At 49.3% G+C, this 19,406-nt stretch carries 15 protein-coding genes; 11 read left to right on the top strand and 4 right to left on the bottom strand.

What is annotated here, in order from left to right; genetic code table 11:
* Positions 1–22 precede the first annotated feature (22 nt).
* From G459_RS0110380 to G459_RS27210, 4 genes are all read left to right on the top strand, one after another.
* Positions 23–562, top strand: coding sequence for a gluconate 2-dehydrogenase subunit 3 family protein (locus G459_RS0110380; protein ID WP_026967599.1), 540 nt, complete (start codon positions 23–25; stop codon positions 560–562).
* 12 nt (positions 563–574) lie between these two features.
* On the top strand, positions 575–2,269 hold the full coding sequence (locus G459_RS0110375) for a GMC oxidoreductase (protein WP_026967598.1): 1,695 nt from the start codon (positions 575–577) through the stop codon (positions 2,267–2,269).
* A 139-nt stretch (positions 2,270–2,408) separates the two neighbouring features.
* The gene (locus G459_RS0110370; RefSeq protein WP_026967597.1) at positions 2,409–3,272 is read left to right on the top strand and encodes a sugar phosphate isomerase/epimerase family protein; all 864 of its coding nucleotides are present in this window, start codon (positions 2,409–2,411) and stop codon (positions 3,270–3,272) included.
* A gap of 39 nt (positions 3,273–3,311) precedes the next feature.
* Positions 3,312–4,727 (top strand): sulfatase, encoded by a 1,416-nt coding sequence (locus G459_RS27210; RefSeq protein ID WP_051315165.1) that lies wholly within the window; start codon positions 3,312–3,314, stop codon positions 4,725–4,727.
* Positions 4,728–4,836: 109 nt separating this feature from the next.
* On the opposite strand, the gene G459_RS0110360 is transcribed toward G459_RS27210, so the two are convergent.
* Together G459_RS0110360 and G459_RS0110355 are read right to left on the bottom strand one after the other, a co-directional pair.
* A complete protein-coding gene (locus tag G459_RS0110360) occupies positions 4,837–5,736 on the bottom strand; it encodes an alpha/beta fold hydrolase (protein WP_026967596.1) in 900 nt (299 codons plus the stop codon).
* A gap of 114 nt (positions 5,737–5,850) precedes the next feature.
* On the bottom strand, positions 5,851–6,411 hold the full coding sequence (locus tag G459_RS0110355) for a GNAT family N-acetyltransferase (RefSeq protein WP_026967595.1): 561 nt from the start codon (positions 6,409–6,411) through the stop codon (positions 5,851–5,853).
* Positions 6,412–6,580: 169 nt separating this feature from the next.
* Between G459_RS0110355 and G459_RS0110350 the strand changes: the two genes are divergently transcribed.
* On the top strand, positions 6,581–7,873 hold the full coding sequence (locus tag G459_RS0110350; RefSeq protein WP_084454460.1) for a glycoside hydrolase family 18 protein: 1,293 nt from the start codon (positions 6,581–6,583) through the stop codon (positions 7,871–7,873).
* 79 nt (positions 7,874–7,952) lie between these two features.
* Here G459_RS0110350 and G459_RS0110345 read toward each other — a convergent pair whose 3' ends face one another.
* Both G459_RS0110345 and G459_RS0110340 read right to left on the bottom strand, forming a co-directional pair.
* On the bottom strand, positions 7,953–8,633 hold the full coding sequence (locus G459_RS0110345) for a response regulator transcription factor (protein ID WP_026967593.1): 681 nt from the start codon (positions 8,631–8,633) through the stop codon (positions 7,953–7,955).
* The gene (locus G459_RS0110340) at positions 8,630–10,192 is read right to left on the bottom strand and encodes a sensor histidine kinase (RefSeq protein ID WP_026967592.1); all 1,563 of its coding nucleotides are present in this window, start codon (positions 10,190–10,192) and stop codon (positions 8,630–8,632) included. The genes G459_RS0110345 and G459_RS0110340 overlap by 4 nt, the downstream gene beginning before the upstream one ends.
* A gap of 226 nt (positions 10,193–10,418) precedes the next feature.
* On the opposite strand from G459_RS0110340, the gene G459_RS0110335 reads away from it, so the two are divergent.
* The 6 genes from G459_RS0110335 to G459_RS0110310 all read left to right on the top strand — a co-directional run bounded on the left by G459_RS0110335 (position 10,419) and on the right by G459_RS0110310 (position 19,368).
* On the top strand, positions 10,419–11,243 hold the full coding sequence (locus G459_RS0110335; protein ID WP_035455646.1) for a GLPGLI family protein: 825 nt from the start codon (positions 10,419–10,421) through the stop codon (positions 11,241–11,243).
* Positions 11,244–11,485: 242 nt separating this feature from the next.
* The gene (locus tag G459_RS0110330; RefSeq protein ID WP_026967590.1) at positions 11,486–12,325 is read left to right on the top strand and encodes a GLPGLI family protein; all 840 of its coding nucleotides are present in this window, start codon (positions 11,486–11,488) and stop codon (positions 12,323–12,325) included.
* Positions 12,326–12,513: 188 nt separating this feature from the next.
* On the top strand, positions 12,514–15,189 hold the full coding sequence (locus G459_RS0110325) for a carboxypeptidase-like regulatory domain-containing protein (protein ID WP_026967589.1): 2,676 nt from the start codon (positions 12,514–12,516) through the stop codon (positions 15,187–15,189).
* A gap of 229 nt (positions 15,190–15,418) precedes the next feature.
* Positions 15,419–16,753, top strand: coding sequence for a purple acid phosphatase family protein (locus G459_RS27205; RefSeq protein WP_169725018.1), 1,335 nt, complete (start codon positions 15,419–15,421; stop codon positions 16,751–16,753).
* 11 nt (positions 16,754–16,764) lie between these two features.
* Positions 16,765–17,607: a glycerophosphodiester phosphodiesterase family protein gene (locus G459_RS0110315; protein WP_026967588.1), complete on the top strand. Its 843-nt coding sequence runs from the start codon at positions 16,765–16,767 to the stop codon at positions 17,605–17,607.
* Positions 17,608–17,847: 240 nt separating this feature from the next.
* On the top strand, positions 17,848–19,368 hold the full coding sequence (locus tag G459_RS0110310) for a Fic family protein (RefSeq protein WP_026967587.1): 1,521 nt from the start codon (positions 17,848–17,850) through the stop codon (positions 19,366–19,368).
* The last annotated feature ends 38 nt before the right edge of the window (positions 19,369–19,406 follow it).

The raw sequence follows: 19,406 nt of genomic DNA, 5'->3' as shown, positions 1-19,406 counted from the left end.
ATTTGCCCAAAATACCTAAAACATGAACAGAAGGAACTCACTCAAGCTCATCGGCGGATCAGTGGCAGGCATCGCCGGACTCGCACTGGTGGACTGGAAATGGCAGATCGTGGATCGATTGACTCATCAGGGCTTTTTTAGCTTTGATGAAGAACGGATAATCACGGCCATCGCCGACACATTCATTCCGGAGGGCCACCCCCCGATCTTGCCCCCTCCCGATGCCAAACCCATCGGTGCGGTCAGCACCGGAACCGATCAGTTTCTGGTCAAATTTTTTGAAAAATGCCTTGAAAAGGAAGATCAGGACCTGATCAAATCCCAGCTAAAAGCGCTTAAAAAATCAGGGTTTGAGGATTTTTCTCAGGAAGAAAGAGAAAACACCCTGATGTCTTTGAAAGCATCTGAAGACGAGGAGCAAAAGAAGTTTTACGATTTGATGCGCTCCAACACGATCATGGGATTTACGACGGTCAAAGAAGTCATGGTCGATTACCGTGGCTACCAAGTCGCTCCCGGTTTCTACCGTGGATGTGCGGATGTACCTGCTGATAAAGTTTAGACCCAAAATCCCATGCTACAAGATTCAAAAGAAAAACGCACCTACGACGCCATCGTCATCGGCTCAGGAGCATCCGGCGGCTGGGCTGCGAAAGAGCTCTGCGAAAAAGGACTGAAGACACTGGTGCTCGAGCGGGGCCGTATGGTCCGTCACGTCGAAGACTATCCAACGGCTTCTAAAGCGCCTTGGGAGTTTGAGTTTCGGGGCAATGTGCCGATCGAAAAGCGCTCCGGAGTCGGTGGAGCCAACTGGCAGCGTGAAGAGACGATGCACTGGACTTTGGCACAAGATGAGCAGCCGTATATCGAGGAAAAACCTTTCCGCTGGTTTCGGGGCTACCACGTCGGAGGTAAATCGCTGCTCTGGGCCAGAGGTACCCAGCGTTGGTCTGACTTTGATTTTGAAGGGCCGGACAGAGACGGTTATGCAGTGGACTGGCCGATCCGATACAAGGACATGGAGCCCTGGTATAGCTATGTGGAGCAATTTGTCGGTTTTTGTGGAAATAGAGATGGGCTGGCTGAACTTCCCGATCAGATGGTGCAGCCGGGCTTTGAGCTGAGCTGCATCGAAAAGCATTATTCAGCCCAGTTGAAAGAACTCTACGGGGACCGCCATTTGATCCAAGGTAGGATGGCTCACCTGACCGATCCGCAGGAGATTCACAGGCAGCAGGGCAGAAGCAGATGCATGAATCAGGCGATGTGCAACCGTGGCTGTATCTACGGAGGTTATTTTTCGGCCAATGCCTCTACCTTGCCTTGGGCTGAAAAGACCGGAAATCTCACGCTACGGCCCGATTCGGTCGTGGAGTCGGTGATCTATGATGAAGAAAAAGGGAAAGCGACGGGAGTTCGGATCATCGACCGACACACCGGAGAGGCGATTGAGTTTTATGCAAAAGTCATCTTCCTCAACGCTTCCACGCTCAACTCCAATGCGATCTTGCTGAATTCCAAATCCTCACGCTTTCCCAACGGACTGGGAAATGACAGCGGGCTGATGGGCAAATTCATCACTTGCCATAACTATCGGGGCAGCGGAAACGCAACTTTCGAAGGCTTTGCGGATAAATTCAACGAAGGCCGAAATCCGGGTCATGCCTATGTCCCGAGGTTCAGGAACGTCTTTCTGCAGGAAACCGATTTCCTCAGAGGCTACGCCATCGGGATGTCGGGAGGTCGTCAATTGGATGGCAATGGCGAATTGATTGGCGACGCGCTGCGGGATAATCTGCTCAACCCGAAATACGGACTTTGGAGCATGGCGGCTTGGATGCAAGGCGAAATGGTGCCGGATGAATCCAACCACATGCGTCTGAGTGAGGACGAAAAAGACAAATACGGAATTCCAAAGGTCATCATGTCAGTCGAGTGGAAAGACAATGACAACAAGATGACGGCGGACTTTATCCAGCAACAAAGTGAGATGTACGAGCGGATGGGCTTCAAAAACATCAACGTGATAGATCGGGGCTCGCCTCCTGGTTCGGATATCCATGAGATGGGCGGCGTGCGTATGGGCAACGATCCCAAGACGTCCCTGCTCAACAAATACAACCAGCTTCACCATTGCAAAAACGTCTTTGTCACAGATGGGGCCTGTATGACGAGTGGAAGTACACAAAACCCGACGCTGACCTTTATGACTTTGACTGCCCGCGCGGCTAACCATGCCGTAGAAGAACTGAAGAAAATGAATCTATAATTTTTGGTCCACGGACGACAGTCGACTGCCGCCTGATTCCACCAGCCAAGCGGATGGTTTAATTCGGCCTCATCGAATGAAGTGCTTTACAAGCAGCTATGGACCGCGGACTGTTGACCGTTGATAAAAATAAAAACCTATGAAAAAGACACTTTTACTCCTCCTCGCCTTCGCCTGGATCATTTCTCCTCAGGAGACTTTCGCGCAGAAAAAAGGCGACCCGATGCTTCAGGTTCCGCTGGGATTTGCTTCCTATACTTTCCGAAACCAATGGAAAAATGGCGTCCCCGAATCGCTTGACATCATTCAGCAGATGGGTTTCACGGAGTTTGAAGGCGGCGCGCCACAGGGCGTTTCTCCGGAGGACTTCAAGAAAATGCTTTCGGATCGTGGCATTTCGATCCCTTCGACCGGAACCGGTTTCGAGCAATTGGAAAAAGATCCTCAAGCCGTAGCCGATCGGGCAAAAGCTTCGGGAGCGACGTATGTGATGTGCGCATGGATTCCTCACAAAAAAGGAGAATTCAGCAAAGCAGACGCGGACCGGGCCATCAAGGCTTTCAATGAAGGAGGCAAAGTCCTGAAGGAAAACGGGCTTATTTTCAAATACCACGTCCACGGCTACGAATTCCAGCCTTATGAAAAAGGAACTCTGTTTGACTACTTGGTAGAAAATACCGATCCGAAGTACGTTTCCCTGCAAATGGACGTGATGTGGACTTTTTTCGGAGGAGGAGATCCGGCGGCTTTGCTGAAAAAGTACGGCAAGCGCTGGGTTTCACTTCACTTGAAGGATTTCCGTAAAGGTGCTCCCCAAGATATGACTGGCCTGACCGGGCCGGAAAATGACGTTCCGCTCGGAGAGGGACAGTTGGACTTCCCGGCGATCCTGAGAGAAGCCAATAAAATCGGCATCAAGCACATGTTTATCGAGGATGAGGGTGACCACGAATTGGAGGCCTTGCCAAAAAGTATTGCTTATTTGAAAAGCCTGAAGTATTGATTCAGTTCCCGGTTTTCCGGGCTTTCTCCATTAAGTTATATGAAGAAAATTGCCGTATTCCTCGCTCTTTTTACGCTGACTTTTCAGTCTTTTCCCCAGGACAAAGAGAGACTGAATGTCATCCTTATCCATGTCGATGATTTGGGTGCGACGGATTTTGGGGTGTTTGGAAGTGATTTCTACGAAACCCCGCATCTTGATCAGTTGGCGGCCGAGGGGATGCGCTTCACCCAATCCTATGCCGCGGCGCATATCTGCTCGCCATCCAGGGCGGCGTTGATGACGGGAAAATATCCCGCGAGGATCGGAATCACGGACTGGATTCGGGCGAAATTTCAGGGAGTGACCACGTCCGGCCTGCCCGGAGAGTACGAGGAATTTGCCGATAAGCCGCTGAAAACGCCCAAGATTCAGGGTTTTCTGCCCTTGGAAGAACAGACTATTCCGGAGCGATTGAAGCCATTGGGTTACAGCACACTCCATGTGGGCAAATGGCATCTTGGCGAGGAAGGGATGCATCCGGAGGATCAGGGATTTGACGTGAACATCGGCGGGAATGACCTTGGCCAACCGCCGAGCTACTTTGATCCCTACTTGCCGGCTACTCCCAGGGAGTTTTATCAGATCAAAAACCTGCCGCCACGCAAGACCGGTGAATTTCTGACAGATCGGGAATCGGATGAGGTGATTGGCTTTTTGGATACCCATCCGGGGAAACCGTTCTTTGTCCATTGGGCACCTTATGCGGTGCATACGCCGATCATGGGGCCTGCTGATTTGGTGGAAAAATACAAGCAGAAGAAGCCAGGCCAGCAGCGAAATCCGGTCTATGCTGCGCTGATCGAAAACCTCGACGCCAATGTCGGCAAACTCATAGCCTACCTGGATCAAACAGGACTTCGGGAAAATACCCTGGTGATCTTCACTTCGGATAACGGCGGCCTGATCGGCAACAAAGCCAATCCAGTCACCTGGAACATTGGCCTGAGAGAATACAAAGGCTATCCCTACGAAGGAGGAATTCGCGTCCCGACGATTGTGAGTTTGCCGGGTAGAGTTCCTGAAGGAGTCGCTTCCGAAGTCCCGACAATCACGATGGATTGGGTATCCACGATCTTGGAAGTGGCCGGTGACAATCCGGATCAACCGGGATTGGAGGGTGAGAGCCTTTGGCCAGTGCTGACGGGAGCATCGCCGTCGCTTGAGCGTGACTTATTTTGGCATTTCCCCCACTATCGGGAGCCGGATGTAGTGCCACATTCGGTCGTTCGCTCTGGGGATTACAAGCTGATCTACTACTTTGACGGCAAGGAAGCGGAACTTTTTGACCTGCGCAACGATCCTCTGGAGGGAACCAATCTGGTGAAGCAGTTGCCCCTGGTTGCGATGGAACTGAAGACGAAGTTGGAAGCTTTTTGGGAGGAAACCGGCGCGAGATTGCCGGTGAAGAAGTGATTGTTGTAAGATAGATTACAGTAATAAATATTACAATAAATGGATTGAGAATGCTGTTAGAAACCACTTTCGAAGAGTTTCTACTTGTTCCGGGAAGAATTGAGGCCAATCATTTCTTTTCTTTCAGGCTGTCTACCAAGACTTTGATGTTTGCGATCAGAGATTGAGGTTCGTCCCATTGGATATAGTGGCCTGAATTGGTGAGATAGATGAGCGCGCCGCCTTTGTCCGAAGCGTAGATCAGCTTTTTCCATCGTTCCATATTTGAATTGTTTTTGACGTGGAAGAATTGCTCTTGGTCAAAATCTTTGCTTCGCCTCTCGACCGGTACATCAAACTTCCCCCCGACAAAAAAGTAGATCGGAACATTTGGCAATGTCAATCTTGAGATTTCTTCAAAGTCGTTTAGTCTTAACTCCCTCAAAACCTCACCTTCGCTCCATGGTCCGAAATTCACAGAGTCCACCTTACTCGGTTGATAAAGGCGCTTGGTGATCATTTCCTCGATCTTAGCTTCCGGTACTCCGATAGTTCGGAATATATCGTTCCAGTCGTCCTTTGTCTCCGTAAAATCCGCGGGATCAACGAATACCAATCCGGCGATTTCATCGGGATAGAGACCTGCATAGCTTCGGATATAAACACCTCCAAACGAATGTCCGACCAAGATGTAGGGTGGAAGAATCTGCAATGAATCGAGAAGCGCATGAAGGTTCTCATTCACAAACTGGATGGTGGGCATTTCAAAAACAACCTCGGATTTCCCCATTCCGGCCCGGTCATAGGCGACTACAGGAGCAAAAGAGGCAATCGAATCCAGCACCTTATTCCATGAGCCCAAGTCCACGCCCATCCCATTTTCGAATACGATGACAGTCGAACCTTTGGCCCGGTCTTCCATCCCCTTCACTAAGACGTTGATATTGATGCCGTTTACAGAGACGAGTTTTTCTTGAGTGAAACCCAGCGAAGGAAATAAGAGGAGGAGCAGGGCAAAAGCTGTTTTCACGACTTGTTTTCTTTCTAAGATAAGAACCGTTTCAAAAATAGCTGTCCAAAAACTCAAATCAGTTGATCTGGCTGGACTGATATTCGGAGGGAGGTGTCAGCTAAAAAACCACTATCAAATCACCTTCAGCTGCAGGTGTTCCAGTGAAATTCCCAGGAGCGACTTCTCCCCAACTGGTATAAAGCCCAAGTTCAAATAGAGTCTCTTTGCTCCGGGATTTGTCTTGTCAACCAACAGACCAATCGTCCCGCCGCCTGTTTTGACCTTCTCGTTGATCACAAACTGAAGCAATTGAAAGCCGATGCCCTTCCCCTGATGGACTGACGAAACTCCCAGCGAATCGATGTAAGATTCGCCGGCATGCGTCTCGTCCTCCACTTGCAGGGTGGAGTCGAAATGCTGATGGATATAGTCCAGAACTGGTTTTCTCAATTCTGCCAATTTCGCTCCATCATAAACCAAAACTGCGCCGACCAACTCGTTTTCATCCTCAGCAACATAGCAATTCTGGTAGGAGTATTGGTTGCTTTGTCTTTTTACAAAATGAAACAAAAAATCCCTCGCCTTCGGATAGTTCTTCTCCCCGGCGAACTTGTACATCACCTCTCCGGAAGCCAGCATCAAAAGTCCTGCAATGGCCTCAGCATCTTCAAACAGAGCTTTTCTAATATTCATGGAGGAAACGTGGCCTGATGTAACTGTTGTAAAGTTGCGATAAATTCCGGTGGAATGGCAGCTGGCTGACAGCATTTGGTGCTTATCGCCGAGGAGCCCCCCGTTTAAACGATAATCTCAAACTTTCTCTGATTTTGGTTTTCTGGGAGGAAAATAATCCTTTCATTAGATGATTGTTAAAAAAAATAACAGAAGTAATCTGATCTTGTTAAAAATTATCCATCAACTTCAAAAGAACTTTACTTTGGCTCGGAAACATATTTACCTCGCTGCTCTTTTTGCGCTGATCCTTTTGTGGGGATGCTCTGCTCCTTCTGCCCACCCTTCCGAAGAAACTCCCACGGCCAATTCCGCCCATCAACCCGTCATCATGGCCTACTACGTGCCCGAGCGGAACTACAAGCCCGAGGAGGTTCCGGTGGAAAAACTGACCCACATCATCTACTCTTTCGCCCATGTGATCGATGGGGAGATGAAGTTTGGCAAACCTGAGATAGCAGGAGCGAAACTGGAAGCGCTGGTGAAACAAAAGGAGCGAAATCCGGATCTGAAAGTCATGATCGCCATCGGCGGTTGGGGTGCGGATGGATTCTCTGACATGGCGCTGACTCCGGAGAGCCGGGCAAAGTTCATTGCCAGCGCTAAGAATTTTATCCAAACCTATGGCCTGGACGGCATGGATATGGACTGGGAGTATCCCGGGATTTCGGGAGCGGGTACCAAAGCCCGACCGGAAGATACCCAAAACTTTACCGCACTCATGAAGGGCTTGCGGGAGATGCTGGATACCTTCGACACGCCAAAGATCCTGACTTTTGCTTCGGCGGGTTGGAAGCGGTATTACGATTTCATCGATGTGAATGAGGTCATGAAGTACGCGGACTACACCAATGTGATGACCTACGATCAGGTCTCCGGCGTGTCTATCTACACCGGACACCATACGCCGCTTGGCGATGTCAAAAGCGCAGATATCGCGGGGACGCCGTTCAAAGCCCATCTGGATAGTCTGTTCCAAAGCGGAGAAAATCCTGATCCCGACCCTCGGTCCGCACAAAAGATCGTCGATTTCCTAATCGAAAAGGGTGTCGATCCCAAGCAGATCGTGATCGGAGGAGCCTTCTACGGACGGGTTTGGAAAGGTGTGCCGCCGGTAAACAACGGACTCTATCAGCTCAGCAACGGCTTGCACATCGGCTGGATGGCCTATCACGAGATCCGGGAAAAGTACGAGCAGGACAGCAGTTTCCAACGATTCTGGGATGACAAAGCGCAGGCTCCCTACATGTACAATGCAGCCGACAGCTTGATGGTGTCCTATGATGACACCGTGTCCGTAGCCCTGAAAACCCGCTATGCGATGGAAAAGGGCATCGGAGGTATCATGTTTTGGGAACTCGGCAACGACACCAAAGAAGCAGGCTCCCTGCTTGACGCGATCTACAAGGCTTCGAAAGAGTAAGGGTTTGTAGGATTGGGAGTCGGGGAGAGACGTGGTCAATCCGTGAGTGGGACACTCACGGGGACGATAAGTTCAAAACTCAACACACCAGTTTAAACCCATATCCCCGCACATTCAGGATCTGAATCCCAGGGTCGTCCTGGAGTTTTTTGCGAAGTTTGGTGATAAAGACATCCATGCTGCGGGCATTGAAAAAGTCGTCCGAACCCCAGATTTGGGTGAGAATCTTGGTTCGGTCGGTGATGTCATTCGCGTTTTCCAGTAGAATCTGAAGTAATTGGGATTCTCGGGAAGTGAGCGGATGCTCGCTTTCTCCCAGCTTCAGCAATTGTCGGGTAGGATGGAATTCGTATTTCCCCAAGACGATCCAATCGCTTTGGCTCTGCCGGACTCGGATCTTGTCCAGATGGGATTTGATTCGGACGATCAGTTCCTCCATGCTAAAGGGCTTCCGCACGTAGTCGTTGGCTCCGAGGCCAAAGCCTTTGACCACATCTTCGGTCTGGCTTTTGGAAGTGAGGAAGATGATTGGGGTGTAGGGATCGGTCTTGCGGATTTCCGCAGCCAGGGTGAATCCATCTTTCTTCGGCATCATCACATCCAGGACCAGTACATCCGGCTTTTGCTGGAGGTAGCTTTCCCAGGCTTTTTGCCCGTCGCCACAGAGGCGGACTTTGAAGTCCCTGCTTTCGAGACTTTCCTGAATGATCATTCCCAGGGCCAATTCGTCTTCGGCCAGTAATACATTGATCTTGCTCATGGCCAGATGGTGGTGAAGGCCGTGTGCTTCGGCGCGGTGTCCAATTCGATCTTGCCTCCGTGTTTTTCGAGGATTTTTTTCACGTAATAAAGCCCGATTCCAAAGCCTTTGACATCATGCAGATCTCCCTGTGGAATCCGGTAAAACTGCTCAAAAACCCGCTCCTTTTGTGCGGATTCTATCTTTCCGCCATTGTCCCAGATGCGGATGCGGCTGTTGCCGTTTTGGTCCAGGCAAATCCGGATTTGATCTCCGCCGTATTTGATGGCGTTGTCCAAGAGGTTGGAGATGACGTTTTCAAAGTGAAAGGGATCAGCCAGGATCGGTTTGCAATGGGAGGGCAGCGTGAGGTCAATGGATTTCTCGGGAGCCATCGTGTGGAACTTCTGCACGAGGGTGCGGAGCAAAATCTCAGGTTCGATTGGCTCTGGATGAAGCGGCAATTGGTCAGAATCCAGGGTAGCCGTTTCCAGCAGTTTCTCCACCATCTGGTTCAATTTGAGCATTTGGGCTTTGGAAATGCCCAAGTAGCGACTGGTCTTTGCAGGATCATTTTCCGAATTGAACAGCTGAATCCCCTCGATCGCTGAAAGCGTCGTCGCAATCGGGGTTTTGAATTCGTGGGTGATGTTGGCGATCAGGTCCTGCTTGATTTCGGCGATTTCCTTTTGGTTTTTGATCGTCTGGTACAGGTAATAAAAGGCATAGGCGATGATGGCCAAAAACGTCAAAGAAGTCAAAATCTCGAAGATTCCACGTCTTACCAGGGTTTTCGAAATAATTTCAAAATGTATCTCCAACGACTGTCCCGGTGGTAAAAAGGTAGCGCGGGAGACGGTAATGTAGCTCAAGTCCGATTTTTTCTCTGGCGCTTTTGGAGGCTCCATTTTTTCTCCTGTTCGGGGGATCCTTCTGGTGGATTGGAAAAGTTCGTAGTCGATCTCGATTCTTTTACGATCCAGTTCTGCCTCGAGGTATGTCTTGATTTTGTCAAAATCAAGGGAATCCCGCGTGATGGAGATGATAACTTTGTTGGTGAAATATCGGAGCTGGTTGATGCTGTCGTTTTGATTTCGCCTGTAGAACACGTTCAAATCTTGGCCTTTGTCCACATTAATTCTTTGGGAAGAATCTAGAAAAATCATTTTTACAGTGGAATCGGCTGGCGCACCCTGCCAAAAAATGGAGTCAATTTCTTGACTTAATTCAGAATCCAGGGACCTTTTAAGCCGGAGGGTATTGTGACTCAACCCATTCGCAGATATGCCGACGGTGTCTTGACTGTTTATGGTAATATGCGTGATATGGCCCGAGTCTAATCCCGCGAAACTGGGGGGAGCGGGGGAGCCGGGCCGATTGGTCAACCCAATCACATTGGTTTGGGCCAGTTCGGCAAAGTAGCTTTCGAGAGCATTGTCCAGAGACTGCTGGATGTCCACGACGAGCTGACGTCTGATGATCTGCAATTGGGAATAGGTGCGCCAGGCCTGAACCCCGATGCTCACCAGCAGGGTAAATCCGATCAAAAATCCTATTCGCTTGAATTGCAGCTTTTTCATGTGATTGTAATTATTTCTTAAAGGCCACATGGAATCTCGCAAGCTTTATAGTCATCTCTACGAGTCTCGCTTGCAACTAGCTCGATTTCACGCCACTAAATTAGAGGCTTATGTGGAAGCGAAAAACCGAGGTTAACACACGTTAACAGTGCTTAACGCTTTTGCTCAGCGGCTTTGGATTGGTTTGTACCGAACAATTTATCCCAAACCAAAATCCATTTTAGCCATGAAAACCAGACTTTTGATTCTCCTTTCCTTATTCGGCTTCCTCCTCGGTGAGGCAGAATCCCAGCAGCTTTCAGGTAGAGCCTATTTCAAAGCTTCTAATCAGATTATGATTCGGATAGACAGCGCCGATATGAGTCCGGAAGAAATTGCCGAAGCTCATGAAATCATGAAAAAACCCTGGCAGCGGGACTTTATCCTTTCTTTTACCCAAACTGAATCCAACTGGAAGCAAGCCGAAACTCTAGCAGGCGCCACCGATCAAGCCAGTGCCGATGGGATGACTATCAGTCTTTCCGGAAGTGGAAGCGAGGTCCTCTATAAAGACCTCGTGGATCAAAGCTATGTGCAGGAGCAAGAGTTTATGGGCAAGGAGTTTTTGATCCAGGATGCCTTGGTTCCGCGCCAATGGGAACTGAGTGCAGAGACGAAAAAGATCGGAAAATACACAGCGCAAAAGGCAAGCTATTTTGAAGTGGTGGATGCACAGCGCTTTTCGGCAGAGATGACGGAAATGGAAGATGTGAAAGATACCATCCAGGTCACCGTCTGGTTTACTACCGAAATCCCCGTGGCCCATGGTCCGGAAAACTACTTCGGATTGCCGGGTTTAATCTTGGAGGTGCATAATGGAGGCAGAACCTACTATTGCGAAAAAATCGAACTCAATCCTGCGGCTGATCCTGTGGAAATTGAAAAGCCCAAACAGGGAAAAGTGGTCAGCTATGAAGAGTTTCATGTGATCCAGGAAGAAAGCATCCAGCAGCTGCAAAATCGATATCAGGGCAAGCCGGGTGAGGGAAATAAGGTCCGGGTTGGTGGATGATTGGAAGTTTTAGAGTCAAGATTTAAGCGTCAAGAAAGTCAAAATTTCGAAGCCTCCGACTAGACTTTTGCCAGCTTAAAATTCAAGGTTAAGACACGTTAACAGTGCTTAACTCTTTGGTTTGATTGCATTTTATTGGTTTGTGCCAGAATGAAATAAGTCAACAGGCCACGGTCGTAAGACCACCAAATTTAATCCAAACCGCAAATTCAACTTATTCAGACAAATAATTTAACCTAGCTATGAAAGCAAAACTACTAGTACTCGCATTGCTCTTTTTTGTGAGCGCGACCATACCCCAGGCCATCGCTCAGGGATTGACCGGACGAGCCTATTACAAATCCTCCAGCAGCATGCAGTTCCAGATGGACAGCAGCAAAACCAGCCCCGAGCAGATGGCCGAAATCCAGGCGCAGCTCAAAAAGCAGATGGAGCGGGACTACATACTTTCTTTCACCCAGACAGAATCCAACTGGAAGCAAGCCGAAAGTCTTGGTGCCGGACCAGCCACAGCCAGCTCTGGCGGCATGACCATGGTGATCAATACAGGCAGTGCAGACCGGGTGCTCTACAAAAACATCGCAGACCAAGCCTATGAACAGGAACAGGAAATGATGGGGAAAGAATTTCTGATCAAAGATGTCCTGGAGCCTGCCGAATGGGAGCTCACAGGAGAGACCAAAAAAATCGGAAACTACAACGCTCAAAAGGCAATCTATTCCAAGATTATCGATTCCCAGCGGTTTTCCACCGGGATGACTGAGATGGAAGCTGTCAAAGACACGATCAAGGTAGAGGCTTGGTTTACCCCAGAAATCCCCGTTTCCCATGGGCCGGATAATTACTTCGGCTTACCGGGTTTGATACTGGAAGTTCATAATCAAGGCAGAACACTTATTTGTGAAAAAATCGAGCTGAATCCTGCTTCCCACCCTGTTGAAATCGAGCATCCCAAGCGTGGGAAAATTGTCAGCCGCGAGGAATTCCGAACCGTGCAGGAGGAAGGGATGAAACAGATGATGAACCAGTACCAGGGAAAGCCCGGTGAAGGGAATCAGTTTACGATTAGGGTGGGAAATTAGTATTAAGTACAAAGTACCAAGTACCAAGTACGATGACATGTGTCAGGCTGAGCACCTACGAGAGTTGGGAAGGCGAAGCCTTTTGGGACGAGGTAAACGCACCACAGAAGAATCCAGATTAAATCTTTACCTGACACAGCCGTGGACTGTCGTCCGTCGACTGTTGACCATTTAAAACTAAACCAACTATGCCTTTTTTCTACCGGACTTTGATCTGCCTGGGATTTGTTCTGATTTCCTTTTCTTCTTTTTCCCAAACCAAACCCCTCGTCGGACAGGTTTTGGACAGCCTGAATCGGCCGATTGCTTACGCCAACGTCGTGGCGGTGAACCAGGGCACCCAAAAGATCGGCGGATTCGGGATCACCAACGAGGAGGGGAGATTTAAGATCACGCTGGCTCAGGGTTTCCAGTTTCTACTCCGTGTTTCTTTTGTCGGCTATCAGCAGTTTGAAAAACTGATCTCAGAATGGAATCAGGATGTCCAGATGCAGATCATCCTAAAGCAAAGTGATACGGAGCTCGGGCTGGTCGAAGTGGTATCCGAGATGCCGGTTACGATGAGAGGGGATACGCTGACGTACAAGGCGGACGCCTTTACCACCGGCACGGAGCGCAAGCTGGAGGATGTGCTGGAAAAGCTGCCGGGATTCCAGATCGACGACAACGGTGATGTCAAAGTACAGGGCAAAAAGGTCGACAAAATCCTGGTAGATGGCAAGACGTTCTTTGACGGAGACACCAAGCTGGCTACCAAAAACCTTCCCGCAAATGCCGTGGACCGGGTGCAGGTGTTGAAGAATTTCAACGAAATCTCCCCGATCCGGGGACTGGACAATGACGAAACATTGGCCCTGAATATCCAGCTGAAGGACGGGAAAAAGAACATGGTCTTCGGCGATGTGACGGCCGGAGGAGGGCCGCAAGAACGCTATTTGGGGCACGCGAATGTCTTTTATTATGCTCCCAAACTGAATCTAAACCTAATCGGAGGCACTAACAATGTCGGCGAGCAAACCTTTACGCTTCAGGATTATTTCCGGTTTAGCGGGGGAATGGCCGGACTGGGCCGAAGAACCGGTTCGAATGTGGCCCTTGCAGGAGACGACATCGGCATCCCGATGGCCAGCCGCGATAACGCCGCTTCGCTCGAGACTACACTTGGGGCACTTAATTTTAATTACAATCCAAGCAAAAAGTGGAGGCACTCTGGATTTCTGATCGGTTCAAGTTCGGATAATGAGCTCGGGAGTTCTTCCTTTCGAACCTATCTGAACTCAGGTGAAAACAATCAGGAACTCCTGACCTCGGTCAGCCGGGTGGAAAACAAATCCGGGCTCCTGAAGTATGGCTTGACTTTCACGCCTAAAGACGAAACATATTTCAAATACAGCGCTTTTGGGAAGCTCTCCGATATTGAGAACGGGAATCTGATGAACTCCAATTTTGGGCAAATTGTCCAAAATCTTGGGACGGTTCAAACCCGAACTCCCTACAGCTTGCAGCAGAAAGCCGAATGGTATCATGCGCCGAGCGAGAAGCGGGTGTACTCCATGGAGGTGAACTGGGAAAAGAAATTTCAAGATCCGCTGTATGAGTTGAACACGAATTTGAAGCCGCTGGGCGGTGTCATTCCGGTCATGGATCAGGAAAGCTACCAGTTTCTTCAGCAGCAGGAGATCCATTCCCGCACGATCGAGGGAGCTTTTAACTACTACCACATCCTGAATGCAACCAACCACCTGAACTGGTCGCTGGGCTATCAGAACATCTCCCAAAGCCTGACGGGAAGCTTGGAGCAGGTGGACGCAGGGAGTGATTTTGATGCCTTTGAAAATGACAATGAGTTTGGCTTCCAGGATCTGTATCTGGGGACGACGTACAAGACCAAATGGAAAAAACTGATCCTCAGTCCCTCACTTTACCTTCACCGTTTCGCTTGGCAGGATCAGCAGTTTGAGGACGAACGAAGCCATGACAAGGTGCTGTTACTTCCGGGATTTTATGCCAAATGGGCCATCAAGACGAACCGTTCATTGACCTATCGTTTCCAGACCGAAGCCAATTTCATGGACATCCAAAAGCTTGCCCAGGGGTTTGTGCTTCAGGATTACAATGCGGTGTTTCAGGGCAATCGCGTGCTCGAAAATGGTCTCTACTACACCCATTCCCTGAATTTTAACCATTTCGACATGTTCTCCGGATTCAATCTGTTTGGGGATGCAGTCTGGCAGAGAAAGAAGAACGAGCTGATCACCACGACGGAATTCATGGGGATCAATCGGCTTCTCTCGGTGCTCAACGTCGAGCCTACCAACGAGACGATCAATGGAAATCTCAGGATGGACAAGCGGTACAACCGCCTCAAATTCGAGTTGGGCGGGCGATGGAATGCCTACTCCAACAACCTTGTCTTGAATGATATGCCTAGCCGAAACGAACAATTCTCCCAGACCTATGACACAAAGGTGACCACGACGTTTTTTAAGGTTTTGGAAGTGGATCTAGGCTATTCTTTCACCGGAAACCAGTACACCTCGGGCGAGATCAAAAACACCTTTTCCACCCACAGCCCCAAAGTCGAGATCGATCTGGACATCTACAAAGGGATCAAACTGAATGCTGACTACACCTATAACACTTACCTGAATCAAGCCAGTGGAATCCGGAGCGACTACGAGTTTTTCAATGCTTTCCTGAGCTATCAGGGCAAATCCAGCCCTTGGGAATTCCGGCTTTCGGTGTGGAATATCCTCGACACCCGCTCGATCCGCAGAGACAGTTTCAGCGAAAATCTGATTAGTACCTATGCCTATCTTGTCCAGCCCAGGTATGGATTGTTGACGGTGAAATTTGATTTATAGCAACGCTTAATTTTAATTTTTGACCAAGACCGTGGTCTGCCGACAATGGTACGCCAACGACTTTTCCTTTTTTCAAAAACCATTAAATCCAACAGCTTTAAAGGAAACGCCTGTTTATTATTCATTGTCAGTAGTCCGATTAATACCTTGATGAGGTAATATGACTGTGGTTTTTTTTGGCAGAATGATCGTGGGTAACGGTCGTTCTGCTTTTACTTTCTATCATTCTATGAACATTAAATTCAGAACTTCTCTGGTATTGGGTCTCGCCATTGGCTTGCTCACCCATCTCCAAAGTGTCGCCCAGATCGCGGATTCCATTCCCGGCAAGATGGCGATTGCGGGATCGCGACCAGACCGAATCATCCTTCATCCCGGCGAAAACGGTGAGACTTCCATTGCAGTAAACTGGCGAACGGAATCTGCCGTCACTGAGTCATTTCTCGAGCTGGCACCGGCAACACCCGGACCGGAATTCCAGAAGGATGTCAGGAAGTTTTCCGCCAGCACTTCCAAATTCACCACGGAAAAGGAAGATGAGCCGATCTTGAATTTCAATAATCACGCGGTCAAAGTCGATCAATTGACTCCAGGCGCGATGTACATGTATAGGGTAGGCAAGCCGGGATTGTGGAGTGAATGGTTTCAGATCCAGATGCCGGATTCTAAAGCAGGATTTTCGATCCTGTACTATGGAGATGCGCAGACAAATATTTTGTCTCAATGGAGCCGAGTATATCGGGAGTCGCACCTGAAGTCAGGTCGTGTCGATGTCACCTTGCATGCGGGCGACTTGATCAACCGTCACAATTCGGATTTGGAATGGGGCGAATGGTTCAAGGGAGGCGCATTTTTGCATTCATCGATCCCGACGATCATGACTCCCGGCAACCATGAGTTTCGCGATGTCAAGATTACCGAGCACTGGAGAGCGCAGTTTAACCTGCCATCAAACGGTCCGATCGGTGTGGCAGAATTGCAAGAAACAGCCTACGAAGTCAACTATGCCGACGTGAAGCTGATCTCCTTGGACACCGAGCAGATCGATGAGTCCAATGAGATGCTGGAAATCCAGAAAGCATGGTTACGCGATATTTTGACCAACAATCCCAAGAAATGGACTTTTGTCTTTATTCATTATCCGGTTTATGCGACCAAGGCGGAGCGGACGAATGTGAAGTTGCTGGCGGATTTTAGACCGATTTTCGAAGAGTTTGGAGTGGATATGGTCCTGCAGGGGCATGATCATGCCTATGCAAGAGGCCAGGCCAATACCATTGCCGGGTCAGATAAATTGGACTACGACAAAGGTCCGGTCTACGTGGTGTCTGTGGCGGGACCAAAGATGTATGATGTAAATAAGCAGGAATGGATGGTGAGAAGTGCCTTCAACACGCAGCTGTTCCAGACGATCCGTATCAACGGCGACGAACTGGTGTATGAGTCGTACATGGGTACTGGCGAACTTTATGACAGCTTTGTGATGACCAAGAAAAAAGGCGGCAACAAGATCGTTAACAAGATCCCATCCACGCCCGAACGAACCGGTTCAAGAAACGATTGACTCCCACAAACATGAATTCCCGAATTTCTTTCGTGCTGCTGTTTTTTGTCCTGCTTTCCCAAGGAGCACAAGCCCAATTGAGTGAAATTAAAGTTCGGATGGACCATCCGGACAGTTTGGTCATTGCGTCCCATAGGGCTGCACATGCAGTTTATCCGGAGAACAGCCTGGCGGCTATTCGTGAAGCGATCCGTCTCGGAGTGGATATTATTGAGATTGATGTCAAAGTGAGTTCAGATGGAGTTCCCGTTCTCCTCCATGACGCCACCGTCAACCGGACTGCAGTATCTGCCCGCGGCCCGCTGGAAACCATGACAGCCGAGCAGATCAAGAAGGTAAAGCTGAAAAATACCGACGGTACCCAGTCCGACCAATACATTCCCACGCTGCGGGAAGCTTTGGAATTGGCCAAAGGGAAAGTCTATGTGGACCTGGATCTAAAGACTGAAAAAGTCCAGTATCTCGTACCTATCATACAAGAATTGGATATGGCAGATCAGGTGTTTTTCTTCGACTCGGATTGGGACGTGCTGGATCATGTCCGCAGTCTCATGCCAGAGGCCCAACTGATGCCGAGAACGTATTCTGTGGAGGATATTTATGCTGTGGAAAAGCGCTTCGCACCGGCGATGGTTCACATCGATCCGAGCTTTTACACAAGTAAGACGATGAAGGTTTGCCGCAAATTTGAGATGAAGACCTGGATCAATTCCCTAGGGGATTTAGACCGGAAATTGAATTCGACCCCTGATCCCAAACTTGCTCTGGACTTGGTCGCTCCCGGTGCGAGGATGGTTCAAACCGACCTCGTTGATTTTTGGGTGGAGGTTCGTTCCACTGCAAATAGCAGGTGAGTTCGGCGCAGGAGATTTAGCTTTCTCCCAAAAGAGAAGAAAAAAACAGGCCGGAAGTCAATTTTCCGGCCTGCTTTTGTTTATGGAGGTTGACCTTTTCCTGAGAAGCATTAAAAGCTAAAACAAAAAAAACATTAAAAGCTAAATATTGTAGATCATTAAAAGCTAAAAATTGTAAAACAATATAAGCTAAAAATTGTAAAACCGTAAAAGCTAAATTACCTTTGGAAAAAGGAAAGAATGGCTACAATCTCCGAAAGACTCGCTAACTCCCTGACCATCCTCAAGGATCTTCAGGAAGTAGAAAAGATTGCCGTCAAATCATCCGATCTGAGCCGTACCCATCGGGAGCGCCTGGTTCGTTCGGGTTTTTTGAAAGAGGTGATGCGGGGATGGTATGTTCCTACCCGACCGGATGAGCCTGCGGGGGAGAGTACTTCCTGGTACACTTCCTTTTGGTATTTCTGTGCTGCATACCTCGAGGAGCGGTTTGGGAAGGAATGGAGCCTGTCACCCGAGCAATCGGTGATTCTCCATGCTGGCAATCTCACTGTACCCAGACAGTTGCTGGTTCGGGCTCCCGGTGCCCGTAACCAGACTACCCAATTGCCATTTGATACATCCATCTTTGAGACCAGAGCGAAGATGGCAGATGCAGAAGAGACAGTCGTGGACGCACATGGACTGCGGCTGTTTTCCCTGGGATCGGCCCTCATTTATAGTCCAGAAGTTTTCTTTCGCAACAATCCCGTAGATGTGCGGGCAGCTTTGGCCACCTTTCGGGATGGCACAGATTTGCTTCGCAAGCTTCTCGACGGAGGCCATTCGGTGGTAGCGGGAAGACTGGCTGGAGCCTTTCGGAATATCGGACGGGATGCAATAGCAGATGATATCTTGGCTGGGATGCGGAGCGTGGGCTACGCGGTCACCGAGCAGGATCCATTTGCGGCTCCGAGTACTTTGTTGCTTCCTTCGAGGCAGGTTTTGCCTCAGGTAAACCGCCTTCATCTGATGTGGGCGAGCATGAGGGAGACGGTTTTGGAAGAGTTTCCCGAAGAGCCGGGGATACCTGCGGACCGTGAAGGCTACCTCAAGCGCGTTTCTGACCTCTTTGTCAACGATGCCTATAACTCGCTTTCGATCGAAGGCTATCGGGTATCGGCAGACTTGATCGAGCGAATCAAAGCGGGGAATTGGCAGCCGGAGGCCCGGGATTCAGACCGGCAGCATCGGGATGCAATGGCCGCCAGAGGGTATTGGCTTGCCTTTCAGTCAGTGAAAAAAGAACTCCAAGCCGTGCTTGAAGGTGCTGAATCCGGAAAAGTTGCAGAGTCTGCGCATCGGACTTGGTATCGGGAGCTATTTGCACCGAGCGTAGAGGCAGGGATTATCCGTGCCTCAGACTTGGCGGGATATCGCAATCAGCCTGTTTACATCCGTCAGTCCAAGCATGTGCCGCCGGGAAGCGAGCTGGTCAGGGATTTGATGCCTGCCTATTTTGAATTGCTTTCTTCAGAAGAAAGTGCTGCGGTTCGAGCTGTTTTGGGCCATTTTGCCTTTGTATATATCCATCCGTATGTGGATGGAAATGGCCGGATTGCCCGGTTTCTGATGAATCTATTAATGGCTTCCGGCGGATATCCCTGGACAATTGTGCCCATGAGCAGGAGAGAAGAGTACATGAACGCGCTGGAATCAGCCAGTTCGGCTCAGAATATCCGGCCTTTTGCAAAGTTTTTGCAAAGTTTGCTGGAGTCATAAAAAAAGGCCTGGAATTGCGTCCAGGCCTAATTTTTAAT

The sequence above is a fragment of the Algoriphagus terrigena DSM 22685 genome (assembly GCF_000429445.1).
In the GTDB taxonomy this organism is placed as follows: domain Bacteria; phylum Bacteroidota; class Bacteroidia; order Cytophagales; family Cyclobacteriaceae; genus Algoriphagus; species Algoriphagus terrigena.
Note: the sequence above shows the minus strand (reverse complement) of the source record. Positions and strands in the feature narration are given on the sequence as shown.

What these genes read in the sequence shown, in the direction of transcription:
- G459_RS0110345 (WP_026967593.1), bottom strand. Translation starts at nt 8,633, where the DNA reads ATGAGCAAGATCAATGTATTACTGGCCGAAGACGAATTGGCCCTGGGA.
- G459_RS0110370 (WP_026967597.1), top strand. Translation starts at nt 2,409, where the DNA reads ATGAAAAAGACACTTTTACTCCTCCTCGCCTTCGCCTGGATCATTTCT.
- G459_RS0110340 (WP_026967592.1), bottom strand. Translation starts at nt 10,192, where the DNA reads ATGAAAAAGCTGCAATTCAAGCGAATAGGATTTTTGATCGGATTTACC.
- G459_RS0110310 (WP_026967587.1), top strand. Translation starts at nt 17,848, where the DNA reads ATGGCTACAATCTCCGAAAGACTCGCTAACTCCCTGACCATCCTCAAG.
- G459_RS0110315 (WP_026967588.1), top strand. Translation starts at nt 16,765, where the DNA reads ATGAATTCCCGAATTTCTTTCGTGCTGCTGTTTTTTGTCCTGCTTTCC.
- G459_RS0110330 (WP_026967590.1), top strand. Translation starts at nt 11,486, where the DNA reads ATGAAAGCAAAACTACTAGTACTCGCATTGCTCTTTTTTGTGAGCGCG.
- G459_RS0110325 (WP_026967589.1), top strand. Translation starts at nt 12,514, where the DNA reads ATGCCTTTTTTCTACCGGACTTTGATCTGCCTGGGATTTGTTCTGATT.
- G459_RS27205 (WP_169725018.1), top strand. Translation starts at nt 15,419, where the DNA reads ATGAACATTAAATTCAGAACTTCTCTGGTATTGGGTCTCGCCATTGGC.
- G459_RS0110335 (WP_035455646.1), top strand. Translation starts at nt 10,419, where the DNA reads ATGAAAACCAGACTTTTGATTCTCCTTTCCTTATTCGGCTTCCTCCTC.
- G459_RS0110380 (WP_026967599.1), top strand. Translation starts at nt 23, where the DNA reads ATGAACAGAAGGAACTCACTCAAGCTCATCGGCGGATCAGTGGCAGGC.
- G459_RS0110355 (WP_026967595.1), bottom strand. Translation starts at nt 6,411, where the DNA reads ATGAATATTAGAAAAGCTCTGTTTGAAGATGCTGAGGCCATTGCAGGA.
- G459_RS0110350 (WP_084454460.1), top strand. Translation starts at nt 6,581, where the DNA reads ATGATTGTTAAAAAAAATAACAGAAGTAATCTGATCTTGTTAAAAATT.
- G459_RS27210 (WP_051315165.1), top strand. Translation starts at nt 3,312, where the DNA reads ATGAAGAAAATTGCCGTATTCCTCGCTCTTTTTACGCTGACTTTTCAG.
- G459_RS0110375 (WP_026967598.1), top strand. Translation starts at nt 575, where the DNA reads ATGCTACAAGATTCAAAAGAAAAACGCACCTACGACGCCATCGTCATC.